An 18,349-nucleotide genomic window follows, 5' to 3' on the forward strand; every position below is an offset into this window, starting at 1 on the left:
AACTGTGTGGAATGAAGAAAATGATTACCCTTTTGCTCTTTTTTATAGTGTTTGGAGCTAAATCTCAAACTATTTTAGAGAAATTAGGAGCTGTGTCAACTAATTTTAAAATTACATCTGCATCGCAGCCTTTAAATGTTACGAATCAAATAATTTTAAAGCAAAACAGAACGGAGTCTAAGAAAGATCATGAAGATTATGAATATGCTGTTTATGAAAGATATTATTTTCAATTTATTAGTGACAGTAAACTAGTTGCTTCTGATCGGAGTGATATTAAAAAGGAAGCACTGGTAAAGTCCAATCATGATTTTTACTTCAATGGTTATTTTGTTCGTCTTTATGATGAAAATGATTTCCTGATTTGTGAATTTTCCAGAGAGGCTGGAATTAGATTTAACCGGGATTACAATTTAGGTAAGGGGGGTTATTTTACTTATGAGTTCTATTTAAGCGGTTTCCCCATAGTATTGCTTGATAAAGTTAAGCGCATTGATGTTCAGATTATCGATTAGAAAAGAAGAGTAAGACAATTTGATTCTGTTTTCGAACGAATCTCTGTCGAGCTTGAATTAGATTTAAAATACCTAAGATTATGGTTTTGTGAATAAATAATTTCATTTAAAATAAACATCATGGAAAATAGATCTGGTGGATGTGATGAAAAAAGTACGAAAGTGGTTTTTGCGTGCTCAGGTGCAGCCGATGTTGGTGAACTAACTGATTTGGTTGCAAGGAAGCTTCAAAAGAAGGGGAAAGCCCAAATGAAATGCCTTGCCTTTGTAGGAGCTGGGATTACTGAGATGATTGATTCCGTTCGGGGAGCAAAAATTTTGGTTATTGATGGTTGCTCAAAAGATTGTGGCAAATTGGTGATGTGTAAAAACGGAATCGCAGATTTTACGCATTTGCGTTTAACAGAATTAGGATACATCAAGGGCGAAACTCCTGCCGACACACACAATGTTGACGCTGTTTTTGAAGTGGCGTGTACTCTTCTGTAAGTACTAAATTTGCTTAAAGGGGCACTGTTTTAGGGAAGGTCAGTCACGTCGCTTCCCTTGTTTTTGTTGCCGAAAGTCTAAATTTAGTCGTTGCAAGTCTGAAGTGTCCGTCGCAAGTCTAAGGTTTTCCGGCGTAAGTCTGAAGTGTTCCGCCATAAGTTTAAGGTTTTCCGGCGTAAGTCTGAAGTGTTCCGCCATAAGTCTGAAGCGTTCCGTCGCAAGTCTAAGGTTTTCCGGCGTAAGTCTGAAGTGTTCCGCCATAAGTTTAAGGTTTTCCGGCGTAAGTCTGAAGCGTTCCGCCATAAGTCTAAGGTTTTCCGCCGTCGGAAAACCTTATAAATGCTCAGGAAACAGATAAATGTGTTATTCCAAAGAAAAAAGGAGCACAAGCCGAATGGAATGTGCTCCCTTATTGGATGATTTCTAAATAGGTCTGCTATTCACTTCGTAAGGAATCAACCGGATTTTGATTGGCTGCCTTCCAGGTTTGTCCGCCAACAACCAGTAAAGAAAAAATTGCGGTTAGTATTCCGGCAAAAACAAAAGGGAGCGGACCAATAGTAATGTGATAGGCAAATTGTTCCAACCAGTTTTGCATCATATAATACGAAACGGGGATCGATATCACAAAGGCTATTGCAATCCATTTTATGAAATTAGAAAACAGCAAGGATGTAATTTGCCATTCGCTGGCACCAGTAACTTTTCGAATGCCGATTTCTTTGGTGCGTTTTTGTACCATGAAAAGTGATAAAGCATACAAACCTAATAAGGCTAATACAAAGGACAGAATAGAAGTATAGCCCATTAATTGCATAGAATCTTCTTCGCTTTTATATTTATTGCGACAAAAATCTTCTATAATCGTATAGTCTAGCACATAACCAGGATCAAACCTGCGAATAACCTGAGTAACTTCTTCTAAAACGTTTGGTAGGTTATCTCCTTGATATCTGATTAAAACATCACTAATCATTTCAAAACTATTGTGGGTAAACATTAAGGGTTTTACCTTGGAATGAAGCGATTGATAATTGAAATCTTTAACAACACCAATTATTTCCTGTATCTCTTCATGGTATTCTACATTTACTCCAATCACATTATCTAAGTTGAGGAATTTTACTCCAGATTCGTTAATGATTATTCCTTTTTGATGAAATCCCCCGGTTTCTTTAAATGATTTCCCATCTATTAAATCAATACCCGTTGTTTTGAAATAATCGGGTTGAATTCGATAAGAGCTGAATGATTTCACATTATTTCCTTCCTGTCCTAGTAAAGTAAGAGATTGTCCGCTTGTACCACCTCCAGGTATGTGGTCCGAAGCCGATACGTATTGAATCGTAGGAAGCTTTAGTAATTCTTCTTTTATGGAAAAGTAAGATTGGTTAATTTTGGCATTCATGTTTCCTATTGCTACTACTTTCTCCGGATTAAAGCCCAAGTCAGCATTTTTCACGTAGGAAACTTGTTGATTAAGTATGTATAGTACTGAGATAAGTACAATTGAAATGGTGAACTGAGAAACAACAAGAAATTTTGTAAGAACATTTTTTCCATTCATTTTAATACCACCGCCACTTAGTGCTGAGGATGGAGATGGTTTAGATATAAAAATTGCCGGATAAACTCCTGAAATTATCCCTACAATTATTGCCAATAATGGAATTCCCAGACTTAGCAGAGGATTATTTGAATAATCTAAAATTAGATTTCGGTGAATTAAATGTTTAAAATGTGGCAGGAATACTTCAGCTAAAATGACACCGAATAGTAATGCAATAGTTGATAGTAAAATGGAATTGCCAACAAACAATTTGACCAATTCCCAGCGTGTTGCACCAATTGCTTTCCTCATTCCAATTTCTTTAATTTTCCCCTCAAATTTCACCGTCATGATATTTATAAAATTGATTATGGCAATGAATAGAATAAGAATAGCCAGGAAGATGTAAATAAGAACAATATCAAAATTACCGTTTGCTGTAATGCTGTCTAAGTTTTTGGAATGTAAATGTACATCACTTAGTTTTTGAAAGTAGGCTCCGGTTTTATAGCCATCTTCCTGAAATCCATCTATAATCTTACGATATTCCTTCAAAGTACTCTTTAGTACAGTTTCTTCATCTGCTGTTTGTTTGATGAGTGCGTAGGTGTAAAACTCCAAACCTGATTTAGCATTAATGGGGTAAATAAACTTTAAAGGAGCAAGTACTTCAAAATCATAGTGCGAATTGGAAGGTAGGTTTTGTGTAACACCGCTTATCGTGCAATCAATCCCATTAAGCGTCACCTGTGTCCCGACTACATCGATTTTTCCAAATATAACATTTGCAGTTTTTTCACTGATGACTATGCTTTTGGGATCTTCCCATGCTTTTTGAGGATTTCCTCTCAAAAAATCAATGTCAAATACTTTGTTAAAATTGTCATCAACAAAACGAAGTTCAAAATTGAAAAAGCGTTTTTCATTGTAGATGATCTCGCATTCCCAGCCTTGATAAAGCTGTGTGATTTCTTCCAATCCGGGTATATTTTCTTTGAATTGTTCATAATTGAGGCGACGATTAATTGCATAGTCATTTGCGCTCTCCATTCCCAATTGAGAAATTAATCTGTGTATACGGTTGTACTTGGAGTTGAATTTATCGTAACTAAGCTCATATTGAACGAAAATTGAGATGAGAATTACGGCAGCCATTCCAACAGCAAGTCCAAAAATGTTGATGATGGAATTGAGTTTGTCTTTTGCCAGACTTCGAAAAGAGAGTTTAAGTTTGTACCAAAGCATATAGTCGGTTTTATTGGGCGATTAAAAGTAATAAGATTGTTAGATATATTTTACAAAACTGCTGATTCGAGGATATGTGATTGCGGGTCTTTTCTGTTTTCCGAGACAATTTTTCCATCGAATAGGTTGATCACCCGGTCTGCATATTCCGCATCGCTTTGCGAGTGGGTAACCATTACAATAGTAGTTCCTTCTTTGTGCAATTCTTCGAGCAATTGCATAACTTCTGTGCCGTTGGTCGAGTCGAGATTTCCCGTAGGTTCATCGGCCAAAATTAGTTTTGGATTCGAAACTACAGCTCTTGCTATCGCAACTCTTTGCTGTTGTCCGCCCGAAAGTTGTTGAGGAAAATGTTTTGCACGATGATCAATATTCATGCGTTCCAATACCTGCACTACTTTTTCTTTCCTTTGTGCCGACGGAACCCCCATATAGAGTAGAGGTAACTCTACATTTTCAAATACATTTAGTTCATCAATCAGGTTAAAACTCTGGAAAATAAAGCCGATGTTTCCTTTTCTGAATTTTGTTCTTTGCTTTTCACTTTTGTCAGAAATTTCTACTTGATTAAAAGTATAGCTTCCAGTGCTGGGATTATCCAACAAACCAATAATATTTAAGAGTGTTGATTTTCCACAACCGGATGGTCCCATAATGGCAGCAAATTCACCGGTTTCTATATGTAAGTTTACATGCTGCAAGGCGGATGTTTCAACTTCTTCGGTTCTGAATACTTTGCCTAAGTCTTTGGTATGTATCATTTTTTTAGATTATGTGATTTAAATATTGGCCGCCAAGTATTGTGCCATTTTTAAATGATGCAGAAATACAGGCGTTTGTGTTTGTAAAGAGAAATGTAGTGTCGGAAAATCCAACACGCGATGTCGATATTTACAACAATATGATTATTTTAACCAAAGAATTTAAATGGATAAAGAATGGCTGGAAAAGGAAAGCTTTTAATTATAGATGATAATGAGGAGCTATTGTTTGCTCTGCAATTATTTCTCAACTCACATTTTGCCAAAATAGATACCATTAAGAATCCCAATCAGTTGCTATCACAGCTTGAAGTGGACGAGTATGATGTTTATTTGTTAGATATGAATTTTAAAGCAGGAATCAATTCGGGAAATGAAGGTTTGTATTGGTTAAAGCGAATATTGGAATTTGATGCAAATGCTTGTGTGGTGCTTATTACAGCTTACGGTGATGTAGAATTGGCGGTGAAAGCAATGAAAGAGGGGGCAGTTGATTTTATTCAGAAATCATGGGACGAAAATAAGATTCTTTCAACCTTGCTGTCGGCTTTAAAATTGCGGAATTCAAAGCTTGAGATCAAAGGATTGAAGGAAAAACAGAAGCAGATCAATCATCAGATCAATAGAAACACTCAATTTGTAAGAGGCATTTCCAAAGCCATGACAGAAGTGTTTCGAACGGTTGAGAAAGTGGCAGGAACCGAAGCAAATATTTTAATCGTTGGTGAGAATGGCACAGGGAAAGAGGTAATTGCCCGTGAGCTTCATTTGTTATCTCATCGAAAAGATCAGGTATTTGTAAGTGTTGATTTGGGTTCTTTAAGCGAAAACTTATTTGAAAGTGAATTATTTGGTTCTAAAAAGGGTGCTTTTACCGATGCAAAAGAAGATCGTATGGGGCGATTTGAATTGGCATCGGGTGGAACACTTTTTTTGGATGAAATCGGCAATGTTCCCTTGCATCTGCAAACAAAATTATTGACTGCCATTCAAAATAAACAGATTGTTCCTGTGGGCGGAAACTCTCCTGTTGAGGTAAATGTGCGTATACTGGCTGCTACCAATTGTAATTTGTTCGAGATGGTTGCCAATGGAACGTTTCGGGAAGATTTGTTGTATCGTCTGAATACTATTGCAATAGAATTACCACCTTTACGCGAACGGATTGAGGATATTCCTGAATTGGCAGCTTTTTTTCTGCAGAAATATGCCGATCAGTACCATAAAGGAGAATGTGTTTTTGAAAAATCAGCAGTAAAGAAACTTTTGCAGTATTCATGGCCGGGAAATATTCGGGAATTTCAACACATTATCGAAAAATCAGTTATCTTATCCGATACAAAAAAAATATCTGCTGTTGATGTGTTACTTGGAGAGGAATTACAATTGCCGAAAAAAATATCGGATAGCCTCAATTTGTCTGATAATGAGAAGTTTTTAATTGAGAAAGCAATAAAGCACACGGGTGGAAATATGAGTCTTGCGGCAAAGGAGTTAGGGATAAACCGGTCTACATTATACGATAAAATTAAAAAGTATGATTTATAAAAGATTCTATGTTTGGATAGTTGTTCAAATCATTTTGTTATCGCTTACGCCTGTTTTGTTCTGGTTTGTATTTTCAAAAGAATATATGGTGGTAACTACCTATAGTCTTTTGGCTTTATGGATTTTACAAATTGTATATTTAATCTGGTATATCAATAAAACGAATCGTGATTTGTCCCGGTTTTTCACCGCTTTTCAATATCAGGATTCTACATTGGTATTTAATGAGCGTAAAAAAGACAAAGCCTTCCAAAATCTTCATCAAAGCTTTAATAGCATTATCAACGCATTTGGGAAAGTGAAAATTGAAAAGGAAAAGGATTTTATATTCTTTCAAAATACGGTGGAGTTGGTCGGTATTGGATTGTTGGCGTTTGATCACAAGGGGAATGTTCGGTTGTGCAACAAGGCTTTTAAGGAACTCTTTCTGGTCGAAGAATTTCAGAATATTTCAGAATTGGGATGTATTGATGGTGAGTTTCCTGATTTTTTATTTCGGGTGAAGACGGGGACTCAAAAACTCAGGAAATATTTGGTGAAAAACAGGATTTTAAAATTGGCCGTTAAAGCAGTCGATTTTCGTTTGGAAGATGACTGCATCAAATTGATTGCTTTTCAGGATATAAAAAATGCAATTGACCAAGGAGAAATGGATGCAATGCATAAATTAATTCGTGTGTTCACACATGAAATTATGAATTCGGTGAGTCCTATTTCGATGTTGTCGGGGAGCTTAATCGATTTGTATGAGAAAAACGGAGATCAAACTTGTAAGGAGTTGTTAAGCGAAGGAGCAATTTCCAATACATTAATGGGATTAAAAACCATTCGCAAAAGGAGCAAAGGTTTAATTGCTTTTGTTGATGAATACAAGAATTTAACACAGCTTCCGAAGCCTCATTTCGAATTACTCTCTGTTGAGAAATTGTTTTCACATATTGATGCTTTGTTTAAGGAAGAGTTTAAATCAGAAAATATTGAGTTTATGTACCATTTGCATGATTCGGAGCAAGAGTTAATTGCCGATGAGAAGCTAATTTCTCAAGTCCTGATTAATTTGATTCGCAATTCGATAGAAGCGCTCAAGAGCACCGAATCTAAGTCAATTTCTATTTCAACAGGCCAGGGAAATCCGGTTAATTTCATTATTGTAAGGGATAACGGCATGGGAATCCCCGATGATGTTATTGACACTATTTTTACGCCTTTTTTTACGACAAAGGAGAAAGGATCGGGGATAGGTTTAAATCTTTCCCGGCAAATTATGAGGTTGCACGGGGGAACAATATCAGCTCGTTCGAAACCAGATCGGTTAACGGAGTTTTCCCTTCAGTTTTAAGTAGACTGAGTTAGAAAATCTGAAATTTTATTGAAGAAAAAAAGCGGGAATTAACCCGCTATATTATTACGTCTCAATTCATCAAGGTCTATTCTGGATATTTTTTCGTCCAGTGTTTGAAGCAACTCATTTAACTTACTGCAGGGATACTCGGAACATTCCGCACATGTGTCGTATAATTTTTCCCGGGCGCAGGCTCGAACCTGACATTCTGCACAATGTCGAAATTTCTTTCCCCAAGGTTCCAGACATCCTTTACATGTTATTTCACAGGCATCGTATTGGTTTTCTTTATCTGACCAAAGCTCTGCAATCTTAATTCGAACATTTTCCTGTCCTTTCTGCGTAGCAACGTAAGCAGGACAGGTTGAACAGTTGATTCCACAGTAAGATATTCTTTCTTTCTCCTGAATTCTTCTCATCTTAACATTGGATTATTTATTCCTATTGTAATTTAATTTCAATTCTTTAATTACAGAATTATATCTTTAAATATAAGCAAAATACAAGTGTTTTTCAAGATGTTTTTGAGCTTATTGGTTATAAATTGGGTGATGATTTTTTCTTGTTTTACTGAGAAAATAATATTTGGGTTCTCTTTTTTATGACAGCACTTAAGTTGATAAAGAACATTAAAAATCCCCGAAGAATTTTCTTCAGGGATATATCTTTTTAGTAGGTGATTTTATTTTTTTTGCTCTTCAATTTTGCAGGTATTAACGCCGAAAAGTCCGTAAGGGGGGCAACTGCCAATAAGACTGGTCAGAAACATTATTCCGGCAAATACCAATACAACTATTCCTATTGTTCCGGTAATTACATCTGTAAAATACAGAGCCGCTAAAATAAGTGCAATAATGACTCTTAGTATCCGATCTGTTTTCCCCATATTTTTTTTCATGATATTTGATTTTTTAGTTAACAATTTCAATTTCGGTTGTTGGTGCAATAAGTATAGGTTGTTTCTCAGCAAAAGTTTTAAACCGTGACAAATTGGTTGAATCAATTTCCTGAAAAGTTTTGGTGAAAAATAAGAACAGCGATCTGGCAAATGGATTGGTTCCTTCAACAGAATACTTAGCAATTATTTTGGTGCCGTTATCCGATTTTTCGAACGTAAAATGATTGCATTTGTGCATCCATCCTGCTGTAAAATCCATTTCAACCATTTCATTTTCTATATAACCGGTTAGAGTTTCAATTAATTCTACAATTTTACCATCATTGTCAACCATCATTTTGTATTTACTACCAACTTTATCTTCAGTTTCGGCAATTGATTCAAAACTTTTCACTTCAGTCAACCACTCCGAAAGTCGGTTGTGATCGTTGAATAATTGAAAAACCTCTTCTACCGGACGGTTAATTTCGGTTTCAAGTTGGTACTCTTGTTTGTTTAGAAAAAGACCAAGAGTAACAAAGGCAAGGAATATAATGAGGAGTAAAATACCCGACTTCTTAAGCGTTTTCATGTGTCTAAAATTGTTTAAAGTTGTCACATGGAACTTACCATGACCTAATAATCATGCTCTTGTGTGTCATGGACGTTTCATAAATTTATTTTTCGATGAATGATTTAAAATCTGCCATGCCTTTTTCGAAATCAGGACCAATCGCTTTGTCAATATTCATAAATACCATCATCAAGGTAGTTGGAAATGTATTGTTGCCTTTAAATCCCCAGGTAACTTCAGTTCCTTCAGCAACTTGCCTGATAGTAAAAAAGCCGGTACTGGTTGATTCAAAAGGCTTCAAAAAGCGAAGTTCTGTTTCGATATAAGAGGTGGGCTCTATTTTTGTAATTTCCTGTTCGCCTTCTCCAACTTCCTTATTACCAACCCAATGAGATATTGAACCAATTTCTCCATCAATTCCGTTGTATTCAATGGTCATATTTGGGTCTTTAGAACCCCAAGGTGACCATACTTGTTGGTCTTTAAGAGAGCAAAGACTTTTAAAAACCGTGTCGATATTAGCCGAAACAATAATTTTTCGTTCAACATGATAGGTTTTAGGAGCCATAAAATGAAGGATAGCTACAAGGAGTCCAATTCCAAGGAGAATGTAAAGCAAGATTTTCATAATGTAAATGTTTAGTTAGCAATTATTTATTTTATGTGGTAATACATTTACTAAAGATAAGAAATTTTCATTGGGAGAGATAAAAAAAGAGCCCAAAAAAAAAGGACTCTTTTGTTAATTATGATGTTGATTTATAAGAATATAATGCCTGCCTTTTTACTGGCATCTCTTAATTCATCAGGCCAGATACTTGATTGTACTTCTCCGATATGAGCTTTTCTTAACAGAAACATGCACAAGCGTGATTGTCCGATTCCTCCTCCAATTGAATATGGAAGTTTTCCTGCCAGTAGTTTTTTGTGAAACATGAGATCTTTTCTTTTTTCCTCACCACTAATTTTTAATTGCAGCTTTAGAGCTTCTTCATCAACTCGTATTCCCATTGAAGAAATCTCGAACGATTGTTCAAGTACCGGATTCCAAAGCAAAATATCACCATTTAAACCATGATATCCGTTTGTGCTTGGTGTTGTCCAATCATCGTAGTCGGGAGCTCTTCCATCATGCGGTTCTCCGTTTGCAAGCTCACCTCCAATGCCAATAATAAATACTGCACCAAATTCTTTGGTAACCTTTCCTTCTCTTTCTTTTGGACTAAGATTTGGATATTTCTTTAATAAATCTTCAGAATGAATAAATGTTATTTCTTCGGGTAAAAATGGCTTAAGAGGCGAATAGTATTCGCTTAGAATATATTCAGTTCTTTTAAGCGAAGCATAAATTTGCTTTACGGTTTTCTTTAAAAAAGGCAGATTGCGTTCGTCTTTTGCAATTGATTTTTCCCAATCCCATTGATCCACATAAATAGAGTGAATGTTGGTAAAAACTTCATCGGGGCGAAGAGCATTCATATCCGTGTAGATGCCTTTACCAACAGGAATATCAAGTTTTCCCAGCATAAAGCGTTTCCACTTCGCAAGAGAATGAACAACTTCTGCGGTTTGATCATCCAGTCCTTTAATTGGAAATGCAACAGGGCGTTCAATACCATTTAAATCATCATTAAGTCCTGTTCCTTTCATAACAATCATTGGAGCAGTTACTCTGCGCAGCTTTAATTCGGCTGCCAAGTGCAATTGAAATTGATCTTTAATAAATTTAATTGCTTTTTCGGTTGTTTCAAGATCCAATGTACTGTGGTAATCTTTTGGGATAAATAAGTTTTCCATTTGTTAAAAATTTTGATAGTGAGGATTTTCCTCTGGTTAAATTGATTCAAAAAAAGCCTTTCTCGTTGATGAGAAAGGCTGAAATATGCATAACAATATCCTTTCTCACCCTGGACGAGAATTATTATTGTTGTTATTATTTTTAAATTGTTTATCCATAATTTTGTAAAAAAAAAGCCTTCCCGATTAGGGAAGGCTTGTAAATTGAATATTTTGATTAATTCTATAAGCTTCCCGGTTTCAATGAATAATTATTCATCAAATTATTGAAAAGATTATTGATATTAAATTTTTGGCTCATTTTTTTGTTATTTGTAATGGCTAAAGTAGGTGTTTTTTTTAAAGGAACAAAAAATGACTGATGTTTTTAAAGAAATAGGTTTTGTTTAATTATTGTAGGTTACGTCTTGTTATGTAGTTGTATAAATACTAATGTAAATTTATTTTAAAATTTTAAAAGAATAATTTTGAGATTAATTCAAATTACGTACATTTACTTTATAATAATCTAAAATTTTTTAAGTAATGCCTACAGGTACAGTAAAATTTTTTAACGAATCCAAGGGATTTGGATTCATTAAAAACAGCGAAACAGGAGAAGACATCTTTGTTCATGTAACAGGGTTAATTGACAAAATTGATCAGGATGATAAAGTGACTTTTGACGTTGTAGAGGGAAAAAAAGGAATGAATGCGGTTAATGTAAAAATTGACTAAATCAGAATAAAATATTTTTCCTTAGTAAAGCTCAATGTAATGTTGAGCTTTTTTTGTACACTGTTTTTTTCTTGATTTAGTTAATCAGGAATATGAATCAAGGAAAAATTTTCTTTGTTTTTTTCAATAGCAGATTATATTATTTTTGTAAAATGATTAATGAAATAGATACACTTGACGTATTGAACAAGATGTGCTCAGATACTTTGATGGAACACTTGGGTATTACTTACACCGAAGTAGGAGAAAACTATTTGGTTGCAGAAATGCCGGTAACATCAAATCATTGGCAGCCTATGAAAATTCTTCATGGCGGAGCAACACTTGCTTTGGCCGAGTCGGTTGGGAGTGCCTTATCAGTAATAAAAACTGATATGGAAAAATATGAAGTGAAAGGGATGGAGATTAATGCGAATCACATTCGAAGTATTAGAACAGGAACAGTTACCGCAAAAGCACACTTTATTCATAAAGGAAGTATGACTCACATAGTTGAAGTGAATATTATGAATGAACAGGAAAAGTTGATTTCTGTGTGCCGGATAACCAATATTATTTTAAAAAAACAGAATGGTGGAAAATAGAAATGAGCTGTCTTCTTTCTTAAGCTGCTGTTTGCAGAATGACTTCCCCTTTTTCGCTTACCAGTTGCCCAAATCCGGGATGATTCAAATAGGAGTTCAAACCGATCAGGATTTGAAAGATTATCAACTTCTATCGGATTTGGAAGGGGAAAATGGTTTTGTGTTTTCTCCATTCGATACAGAAAGCAAGCATAAATCATGGTTCGTACGAAGTGATATTAATTTGCAGGCCTCCGAAATTGATTCGGATTCTATTCAATTATTGGAATCGTATCATCCCGAAATGGACGAAAAATTGCCGATTGATGTGAGTTTGGAAAGTTCACATGCTTTGTATTTTAACCAGATTTCGCAAATGATTAATGACTTGAAACAATTCAAGTTGGAAAAGGTCATTTTATCCAGAATTCAAATTTTAGAGGGAATGGGAATGGATTGTGCCGTTGAATCCTTTTTGAAATTATCAGAATCTTACGATTCTGCATTTGTATTTTTGGTGTCGATACCCAAAGTGGGAACGTGGATTGGCGCGAGCCCCGAAACCTTATTGTCTTCAAAAAATAATGCTGTTGAAACTGTTGCTTTGGCAGGAACTCAAAAGCTTGCAGGTAGAATTGCCGATCAGATTAAATGGGAGCAAAAAGAGGTGCATGAACAGGCTTTGGTAAGTTCGTATATTGAAAACGTTTTTAGGAATCACAATCTAACCAAATATAAACGAACAGGTCCGGTAACATCTCAGGCAGGAAATGTTGTTCATCTAAAAACAACTTATTTGCTGCCATTGGGTATGAATTTCCATCAGTTGTCAAATTTGGTACAAGATCTTCATCCAACTCCTGCCGTTTGCGGCTTGCCAAAAAATAAGGCTCTGGAGTTAATTCGCGAAATTGAGGAACATGACAGAGAGTATTATGCCGGTTATTTGGGGCCAATAGAATCGAACGGATCAATTTCACTTTTTGTGAATCTGCGAAGTATGAAAGTGCTTGAAAATCAAATGGCTCTTTTTGTTGGCGGAGGAATAACTTCGGATTCAATTCCTGAAAAAGAATGGGAAGAAACCTGTTTAAAAGCTCAAACCTTGCTGAATGTGATTCGTTCGTAAGGGAAGCCCAATAAATTATTATAAATTTGACCAAACATACATTTAAAATGCAATTTTTGCTTTTGTGTATTCTCGTTTAGAACAAGAAAAATAGATGATATGGAGCGCAATTACTCGGATATTAAAGGGGTTAAAGAATTGATTGATATCTGCTGGGCGAAAGGAATGGAATATGTGATTGTTTCGCCTGGTTCCCGTAACGCACCATTAAGTATTTCCTTTGCGAAAGATGACCGAATTAAAAGTTTGGTGATTGTTGATGAAAGAAGCGCAGGATATTTTGCATTGGGTATTGCCCAGCAAACAAGAAAACCGGTTGGCTTGGTTTGTACATCGGGTACAGCCTTATTGAATTATGGACCTGCTGTTGCCGAAGCTTTTTATCAGAGACTGCCTTTGGTGGTTATTTCGGCAGACCGGCCTGTAGAGTGGGTCGGACAAGATGATTCTCAGGCTTTGCCGCAAGTAAATGTTTTCGGACAATTTGTAAAGGCGGGTTATCAATTGCCGTTAGATGCAAATAATGCCGATGATTGCTGGTATTTAAACCGAATGGTGAACGAGGCTTTATCCAAAGCTCAAAGTGGACGTTTAGGACCTGTTCATATTAATTTCCCTTTGCGTGAACCTCTTTACGGAGTGAGAAATTATCCCAACTCTATAGAGCGGGTGATTGGGAAAATCAATTCGGTTGATGAATTAAGTGCTGATGCAATTTCCTTACTTGCCGGTATTGTGAATACCAATCAGAAAATTGTAATTCTGGCTGGTTTGTTACATCCCCAGGCAGAATTAAATGAATTGCTTGCCGAATTGGCTCAAAACAAGAATGTTGTAATTCTTACCGAATCGGTATCAAACCTTCATAATAAAGAGTTTTTGCCTTGTATCGACCGGGTGATTTGCTCGATTAAGGATGAGGAATTAGATCATTTTAAGCCAGATCTGCTGATTAATTTTGGCGGGCCTTTGGTTTCTAAAATGATAAAATCCTTTTTAAGAAAAAACAAGCCTAAAGAACATTGGTTTGTGGGGAAAGAAGATCATTTTATTGATACATTCAAGAATCTTACTTCTCATATCGATGTATCGCCATTGGCATTTTTTAAGCAATTATTGCCATTGATAAAACCATCTGACAGTTCCTTTTCGGACAGTTGGAAATGCAGGGATGCCGAGGTTTCGGAAATTCATTCGGACTATCTGAAGAATATAGAATGGAGCGACCTAAAGGTTTTCGAACAGGTATTACATGCAATTCCCGAAGGTGGAAATCTGCAGCTGGCGAATAGTTCAGTGGTGCGTTACGCACAATTATTTAAAACATCGGCTGCACTTACTTACAATTCGAATCGCGGAACCAGTGGGATTGATGGATGCACGTCGACCGCAGTAGGTGCTGCACTGGTGAATGGGAAAACAACCACGCTGATTACGGGTGATATTAGTTTTTTTTACGACTCAAATGCATTGTGGAATAGATATTTGCAGCCGAATTTTAAAATTATCCTGATAAACAATGGAGGAGGAGGAATTTTCCGCTTTATTTCGGGACCTTCGGGGGTAGATGAATTGGAAGAATATTTTGAAACGGTGCAGAATTACAAAGCCGGTAAATTGGCTGAAACATTCGGTCTGGATTATTTTTATGCCGAAAATCAAGAGGAAGTGAATAGCATGCTTCCTAATTTCTATGCTGTCAGCAATCGTGCTGCAATACTGGAAATAAAAACACCCAGAACGGTGAACGATCAAGTATTAATAAATTATTTTAAAACTATAAAATCAAAGGTATGACAACCAGAGCCTGGACTACCATTAAGGAATACGAAGACATTAAATTCGATTTTTTCGAAGGGATTGCAAAGATAACAATCAACCGGCCAGAGGTCTATAATGCATTTCGTCCGCAAACCAATTTTGATATGTTGGATGCGATGGATATATGCCGCGAACGCAGCGATATTGGTGTAATTGTGTTTACCGGAACCGGTGACAAAGCCTTTTGTTCGGGTGGCGACCAAAATGTAAAAGGAGTGGGTGGTTATATCGATGATCATGGCGTACCTCGTTTAAATGTTTTGGATCTGCACAAAGCAATTCGTTCGATGCCTAAGCCGGTTATTGCTATGGTAAATGGGTATGCAATTGGCGGTGGTCACGTTTTGCATATTGTTTGCGATTTAACCATTGCTTCGGAGAATGCTAAGTTTGGGCAAACCGGACCGAAAGTAGGTAGTTTCGATGCCGGATTTGGTTCTTCTTATTTGGCCCGCCACGTAGGCCAGAAAAAAGCCCGCGAAATTTGGTTCCTTTGCAAACAATATACTGCCAAAGAAGCCGAAGAAATGGGAATGGTAAATAAAGTAGTTCCCTTAGAGCAATTGGAAGACGAGACTGTAGATTGGTGTAAAACCATGCTGATGCGTAGCCCAATGGCTCTAAGAATGATTAAACGCGGATTGAATGCTGAGCTCGACGGACAACGTGGATTAATGGAATTTGCCGGTGATGCAACCATGATGTATTACTTGATGGAGGAAGCACAGGAAGGAAAAAATGCATTCCTTGAAAAACGTGATCCTGATTTTCAGAAGTTCCCTAAATTTCCGGGATAAATAAGAAATTGAAAATAGTAAAATGGCCATCGGATTGATTCGATGGCCATTTTTTTGAAGTCCTCTTTAGGGGTAAGAAGAAGAGTCGTTTTTAGTGATTGATAAATCTATATTTTTATTATCTTGAACACTCAAAATCAAAAAGAAGCACAATGAAAATCCGCATGGCCACAGTATCAGATCTTCCTGCAATTAACGAAATATACAATCAAGCTGTACGTAAGCGTTACTGCACTGCCGATTTAGATGAAATTACTTTGGAGCAACGCATAAAATGGTTCGAAGGGCATCAACCCGAAGAATATCCTGTGTTTGCAGCTGTTGAAGGTGATCGGGTAGTGGGATGGATTTGCTACAGTGCATACCGGGCAGGACGCAGGGCTTTGCAATCCGCAGCCGAGGTGAGCTACTACATCGACGAGGAGCATCTGCAAAAAGGAATTGGCTCCCAATTAATGCAGTTTGCTATTGATGAAGCTCCCAAATATCAATTTAAAAGCCTTTTTGCTATTTTATTGGCAGAAAATTTGGCGAGTCTTAAATTGCTTGAGAAATTTGGTTTCGAACGCTGGGGTCTTATGCCACATGTGGCAGATATCGATGGAGAAACATGCGATCATTTATACTATGGAAGGAGAGTTTAAAATCTGTTAAGCTTGTTCTGATTCTTCCTGATTTTTCAAAACAATTGTAAAAGTTGACCCTTTTCCAACTTCGCTTTCTATTAAAAGTTGTCCTTTCAAAATCTCTAAATAATCAAGGACAGTGGGTAAACCCAAACCCGTCGTTTTTTGTCCTGATAAGCCTTCCACCCGAATAGGATTTTTTTGATAGATACTCTCAATAATTTCCTTCGACATCCCCAAACCATAATCTTTTACTTCGATGTAAAACTGGTTGTTTTTAGAGTAAGATTGAATTTCAACTCTTCCTTTTTTGTAACTGTACTTAATTGCATTCTGAATAATATTCCTGAATAAAAACTTGCAGATATTCAGATCACTGGTTATCCTTAATTCTCCGTTAAAATTTTTGTTAAAACTAACTTCGCTAAGATTTACCTGAAAAATTTCGGTCATTTCAGTTAAAACTTCATTAATGTCAAATTCTGTGAAGGTTAATTTTGGTCCGTCTTCAGCTTGAATTGTTCCCCAATAAAATAAATCTTCAAGTAATCCATTGGTTCGGGTTACAACGTGAAATATATCCTTATTGAATTCGTTTTTTTCTTCTTCACTTATTGCAAATTCAGGCTTATTTATAAATGTAGATAAGTTTAAAATCACCCCAATGGAACCTCGTAAATCGTGGGCCAGAATGGAAAAAAATTTATTTTTATTCTGAATTACCTGTTGGAGCTCTTCATTTGTTTCGTTTAGTTTTGATGTTTTCTCATGAACTAGATATTGCAGTACTTTGGCTCTGTTTTGCTTGACTTTTAGCCATATGGTTAGTCCTAAAATAATTAATATTAATACGATAACACTAATGATGCTGATTTTTAGAATTAAACCAAAATCTTTTGGTTCATTTAGCAGGATACTATTTTTTGGTAATTGATTTTTGGAAATATTAAATGTGCGCAGTTCATTACAATCGAAAACGTATGAGCTTGGCAGATAGTTGAATTGCGGGATATCATTAGCACAAGGTTCCTGTATTAATTTTAAGGCCAGCATTGCTGCTCTTTCACCTTGTTCATACCCTCTTGTAATTTTTCCGCCAAATAAGCCTTTGTCGAGATAAAAATCCCATGATCCAAATATGGGAGCATGTGCAACTTCTTTAATTTGTGTTATGCCTTTTTGGTAGGATATAAATTTCCCGTTCTTATCCCGATTAAGTACCAATAAGTAAATTACGTAGGTGTCATCTAAATTCCTGATTGTTTGCTGTAAGCTTTCCATTGTGAATTCAGAAACCGACTCAAAATTAAGGTCTTTAAATTGATCGGTAATTCCTTTTATTTCTTTTTGAATGGCTTGTCCGGTTTCAGTATTGTCATTAATAATGAAAATGTTTTTCCGTTCTGGAAATATGCGCTTTATTGCTGAGATGGTTCCGTAATGATCAGCCTTCTCGCCATATCCAAAAAAATTAGGATAATCCTTTAGGATGCTTGTATCCAGATCATTTACCCCGCAATATATAATAGGAACATTTGGATAAAATTCATTGCCATTTTTTCTAACAAAATCAAAAGCGGCATTGTCACTTGTAATTATTGCTTTAAATGGAATTTGTTTTGCTTTGACTTTATAAATGTTTTGCAAAGCGTTAAGGTATTCTTCATTATAGTTGCGCTTTGTGTCCAAATATTCAAAAATCAGATTGATATCCGGTTTGTCTTTAAAAACGCTGCGTATGCCGCGGGTTATACTATCCGTCCATGCTAATCCTTGATGGTAGCTGTGAAGAACCAAAACATTTGTTTCATTTTTAGATGAGTTTTGTGCAAATAATGGGGAAATCTTGATGGTTAAGATTTGGAGAAGAAAAAAAATGATACAGAAGGTTAATAATTTTCGCATATGCTTATGTTTAAATTAATATTACCATTTTATGTCTTTACGATCTAATCCTTATAATTGTTAGCTGGTTTTGTAATTTGCAATGGATAAAAAT

At 36.0% G+C, this 18,349-nt stretch carries 18 protein-coding genes; 10 read left to right on the forward strand and 8 right to left on the reverse strand.

The window, feature by feature from the left end; genetic code table 11:
• Positions 1-11: 11 nt before the first annotated feature.
• Together ACHZAX_RS06570 and ACHZAX_RS06575 are read left to right on the forward strand one after the other, a co-directional pair.
• Positions 12-515, forward strand: a complete 504-nt coding sequence (locus ACHZAX_RS06570; protein WP_320018492.1) for a hypothetical protein — start codon at positions 12-14, stop codon at positions 513-515.
• Between the two features lie 120 nt (positions 516-635).
• Positions 636-1,004, forward strand: a complete 369-nt coding sequence (locus tag ACHZAX_RS06575) for a putative zinc-binding protein (RefSeq protein ID WP_101311651.1) — start codon at positions 636-638, stop codon at positions 1,002-1,004.
• A gap of 436 nt (positions 1,005-1,440) precedes the next feature.
• On the opposite strand, the gene ACHZAX_RS06580 is transcribed toward ACHZAX_RS06575, so the two are convergent.
• Both ACHZAX_RS06580 and ACHZAX_RS06585 read right to left on the reverse strand, forming a co-directional pair.
• Entirely contained in the window at positions 1,441-3,798 is a 2,358-nt protein-coding gene (locus ACHZAX_RS06580; protein ID WP_320018493.1) for an ABC transporter permease, read from the reverse strand.
• Between the two features lie 50 nt (positions 3,799-3,848).
• Positions 3,849-4,559, reverse strand: coding sequence for an ABC transporter ATP-binding protein (locus ACHZAX_RS06585; RefSeq protein ID WP_320018494.1), 711 nt, complete (start codon positions 4,557-4,559; stop codon positions 3,849-3,851).
• A 177-nt stretch (positions 4,560-4,736) separates the two neighbouring features.
• Between ACHZAX_RS06585 and ACHZAX_RS06590 the strand changes: the two genes are divergently transcribed.
• Together ACHZAX_RS06590 and ACHZAX_RS06595 are read left to right on the forward strand one after the other, a co-directional pair.
• On the forward strand, positions 4,737-6,107 hold the full coding sequence (locus tag ACHZAX_RS06590; protein ID WP_320018495.1) for a sigma-54-dependent transcriptional regulator: 1,371 nt from the start codon (positions 4,737-4,739) through the stop codon (positions 6,105-6,107).
• Positions 6,097-7,446, forward strand: coding sequence for a sensor histidine kinase (locus tag ACHZAX_RS06595; protein ID WP_320018496.1), 1,350 nt, complete (start codon positions 6,097-6,099; stop codon positions 7,444-7,446). Before ACHZAX_RS06590 ends, ACHZAX_RS06595 begins: the two co-directional genes overlap by 11 nt.
• Before the next feature lie 50 nt (positions 7,447-7,496).
• Here ACHZAX_RS06595 and ACHZAX_RS06600 read toward each other — a convergent pair whose 3' ends face one another.
• The 5 genes from ACHZAX_RS06600 to asnA form a co-directional block, all read right to left on the reverse strand.
• Complete coding sequence (locus ACHZAX_RS06600) at positions 7,497-7,868, reverse strand: DUF3795 domain-containing protein (RefSeq protein ID WP_101311654.1); 372 nt, start codon at positions 7,866-7,868, stop codon at positions 7,497-7,499.
• A gap of 263 nt (positions 7,869-8,131) precedes the next feature.
• On the reverse strand, positions 8,132-8,347 hold the full coding sequence (locus tag ACHZAX_RS06605) for a YgaP family membrane protein (protein WP_320018497.1): 216 nt from the start codon (positions 8,345-8,347) through the stop codon (positions 8,132-8,134).
• Between the two features lie 13 nt (positions 8,348-8,360).
• On the reverse strand, positions 8,361-8,918 hold the full coding sequence (locus ACHZAX_RS06610) for an SRPBCC family protein (RefSeq protein ID WP_320018498.1): 558 nt from the start codon (positions 8,916-8,918) through the stop codon (positions 8,361-8,363).
• An 85-nt stretch (positions 8,919-9,003) separates the two neighbouring features.
• Entirely contained in the window at positions 9,004-9,528 is a 525-nt protein-coding gene (locus ACHZAX_RS06615; RefSeq protein WP_101311656.1) for an SRPBCC family protein, read from the reverse strand.
• 131 nt (positions 9,529-9,659) lie between these two features.
• Complete coding sequence (gene asnA / locus ACHZAX_RS06620; RefSeq protein WP_320018499.1) at positions 9,660-10,697, reverse strand: aspartate--ammonia ligase; 1,038 nt, start codon at positions 10,695-10,697, stop codon at positions 9,660-9,662.
• Positions 10,698-11,222: 525 nt separating this feature from the next.
• On the opposite strand from asnA, the gene ACHZAX_RS06625 reads away from it, so the two are divergent.
• The 6 genes from ACHZAX_RS06625 to ACHZAX_RS06650 all read left to right on the forward strand — a co-directional run bounded on the left by ACHZAX_RS06625 (position 11,223) and on the right by ACHZAX_RS06650 (position 16,368).
• Positions 11,223-11,414, forward strand: coding sequence for a cold-shock protein (locus ACHZAX_RS06625; RefSeq protein ID WP_101310831.1), 192 nt, complete (start codon positions 11,223-11,225; stop codon positions 11,412-11,414).
• A gap of 152 nt (positions 11,415-11,566) precedes the next feature.
• Complete coding sequence (locus ACHZAX_RS06630) at positions 11,567-11,998, forward strand: PaaI family thioesterase (protein ID WP_320018500.1); 432 nt, start codon at positions 11,567-11,569, stop codon at positions 11,996-11,998.
• Positions 11,985-13,106, forward strand: a complete 1,122-nt coding sequence (locus ACHZAX_RS06635) for an isochorismate synthase (protein WP_320018501.1) — start codon at positions 11,985-11,987, stop codon at positions 13,104-13,106. Before ACHZAX_RS06630 ends, ACHZAX_RS06635 begins: the two co-directional genes overlap by 14 nt.
• Positions 13,107-13,205: 99 nt before the next feature.
• Positions 13,206-14,903, forward strand: a complete 1,698-nt coding sequence (menD, locus tag ACHZAX_RS06640) for a 2-succinyl-5-enolpyruvyl-6-hydroxy-3-cyclohexene-1-carboxylic-acid synthase (RefSeq protein WP_320018502.1) — start codon at positions 13,206-13,208, stop codon at positions 14,901-14,903.
• Positions 14,900-15,724, forward strand: a complete 825-nt coding sequence (gene menB / locus ACHZAX_RS06645) for a 1,4-dihydroxy-2-naphthoyl-CoA synthase (RefSeq protein ID WP_124993775.1) — start codon at positions 14,900-14,902, stop codon at positions 15,722-15,724. Before menD ends, menB begins: the two co-directional genes overlap by 4 nt.
• Positions 15,725-15,876: 152 nt before the next feature.
• Positions 15,877-16,368, forward strand: a complete 492-nt coding sequence (locus ACHZAX_RS06650; protein ID WP_320018503.1) for a GNAT family N-acetyltransferase — start codon at positions 15,877-15,879, stop codon at positions 16,366-16,368.
• A 6-nt stretch (positions 16,369-16,374) separates the two neighbouring features.
• Here ACHZAX_RS06650 and ACHZAX_RS06655 read toward each other — a convergent pair whose 3' ends face one another.
• Positions 16,375-18,255 (reverse strand): sensor histidine kinase, encoded by a 1,881-nt coding sequence (locus ACHZAX_RS06655; protein WP_320018504.1) that lies wholly within the window; start codon positions 18,253-18,255, stop codon positions 16,375-16,377.
• Positions 18,256-18,349 lie beyond the last annotated feature (94 nt).

Source organism: Labilibaculum manganireducens, assembly GCF_963665805.2.
Classification (GTDB): Bacteria; Bacteroidota; Bacteroidia; order Bacteroidales; family Marinifilaceae; genus Labilibaculum; species Labilibaculum manganireducens.

What these genes read in the sequence shown, in the direction of transcription:
- ACHZAX_RS06570 (WP_320018492.1), top strand. Translation starts at nt 12, where the DNA reads ATGAAGAAAATGATTACCCTTTTGCTCTTTTTTATAGTGTTTGGAGCT.
- ACHZAX_RS06575 (WP_101311651.1), top strand. Translation starts at nt 636, where the DNA reads ATGGAAAATAGATCTGGTGGATGTGATGAAAAAAGTACGAAAGTGGTT.
- ACHZAX_RS06580 (WP_320018493.1), bottom strand. Translation starts at nt 3,798, where the DNA reads ATGCTTTGGTACAAACTTAAACTCTCTTTTCGAAGTCTGGCAAAAGAC.
- ACHZAX_RS06585 (WP_320018494.1), bottom strand. Translation starts at nt 4,559, where the DNA reads ATGATACATACCAAAGACTTAGGCAAAGTATTCAGAACCGAAGAAGTT.
- ACHZAX_RS06590 (WP_320018495.1), top strand. Translation starts at nt 4,737, where the DNA reads ATGGCTGGAAAAGGAAAGCTTTTAATTATAGATGATAATGAGGAGCTA.
- ACHZAX_RS06595 (WP_320018496.1), top strand. Translation starts at nt 6,097, where the DNA reads ATGATTTATAAAAGATTCTATGTTTGGATAGTTGTTCAAATCATTTTG.
- ACHZAX_RS06600 (WP_101311654.1), bottom strand. Translation starts at nt 7,868, where the DNA reads ATGAGAAGAATTCAGGAGAAAGAAAGAATATCTTACTGTGGAATCAAC.
- ACHZAX_RS06605 (WP_320018497.1), bottom strand. Translation starts at nt 8,347, where the DNA reads ATGAAAAAAAATATGGGGAAAACAGATCGGATACTAAGAGTCATTATT.
- ACHZAX_RS06610 (WP_320018498.1), bottom strand. Translation starts at nt 8,918, where the DNA reads ATGAAAACGCTTAAGAAGTCGGGTATTTTACTCCTCATTATATTCCTT.
- ACHZAX_RS06615 (WP_101311656.1), bottom strand. Translation starts at nt 9,528, where the DNA reads ATGAAAATCTTGCTTTACATTCTCCTTGGAATTGGACTCCTTGTAGCT.
- asnA (WP_320018499.1), bottom strand. Translation starts at nt 10,697, where the DNA reads ATGGAAAACTTATTTATCCCAAAAGATTACCACAGTACATTGGATCTT.
- ACHZAX_RS06625 (WP_101310831.1), top strand. Translation starts at nt 11,223, where the DNA reads ATGCCTACAGGTACAGTAAAATTTTTTAACGAATCCAAGGGATTTGGA.
- ACHZAX_RS06630 (WP_320018500.1), top strand. Translation starts at nt 11,567, where the DNA reads ATGATTAATGAAATAGATACACTTGACGTATTGAACAAGATGTGCTCA.
- ACHZAX_RS06635 (WP_320018501.1), top strand. Translation starts at nt 11,985, where the DNA reads ATGGTGGAAAATAGAAATGAGCTGTCTTCTTTCTTAAGCTGCTGTTTG.
- menD (WP_320018502.1), top strand. Translation starts at nt 13,206, where the DNA reads ATGGAGCGCAATTACTCGGATATTAAAGGGGTTAAAGAATTGATTGAT.
- menB (WP_124993775.1), top strand. Translation starts at nt 14,900, where the DNA reads ATGACAACCAGAGCCTGGACTACCATTAAGGAATACGAAGACATTAAA.
- ACHZAX_RS06650 (WP_320018503.1), top strand. Translation starts at nt 15,877, where the DNA reads ATGAAAATCCGCATGGCCACAGTATCAGATCTTCCTGCAATTAACGAA.
- ACHZAX_RS06655 (WP_320018504.1), bottom strand. Translation starts at nt 18,255, where the DNA reads ATGCGAAAATTATTAACCTTCTGTATCATTTTTTTTCTTCTCCAAATC.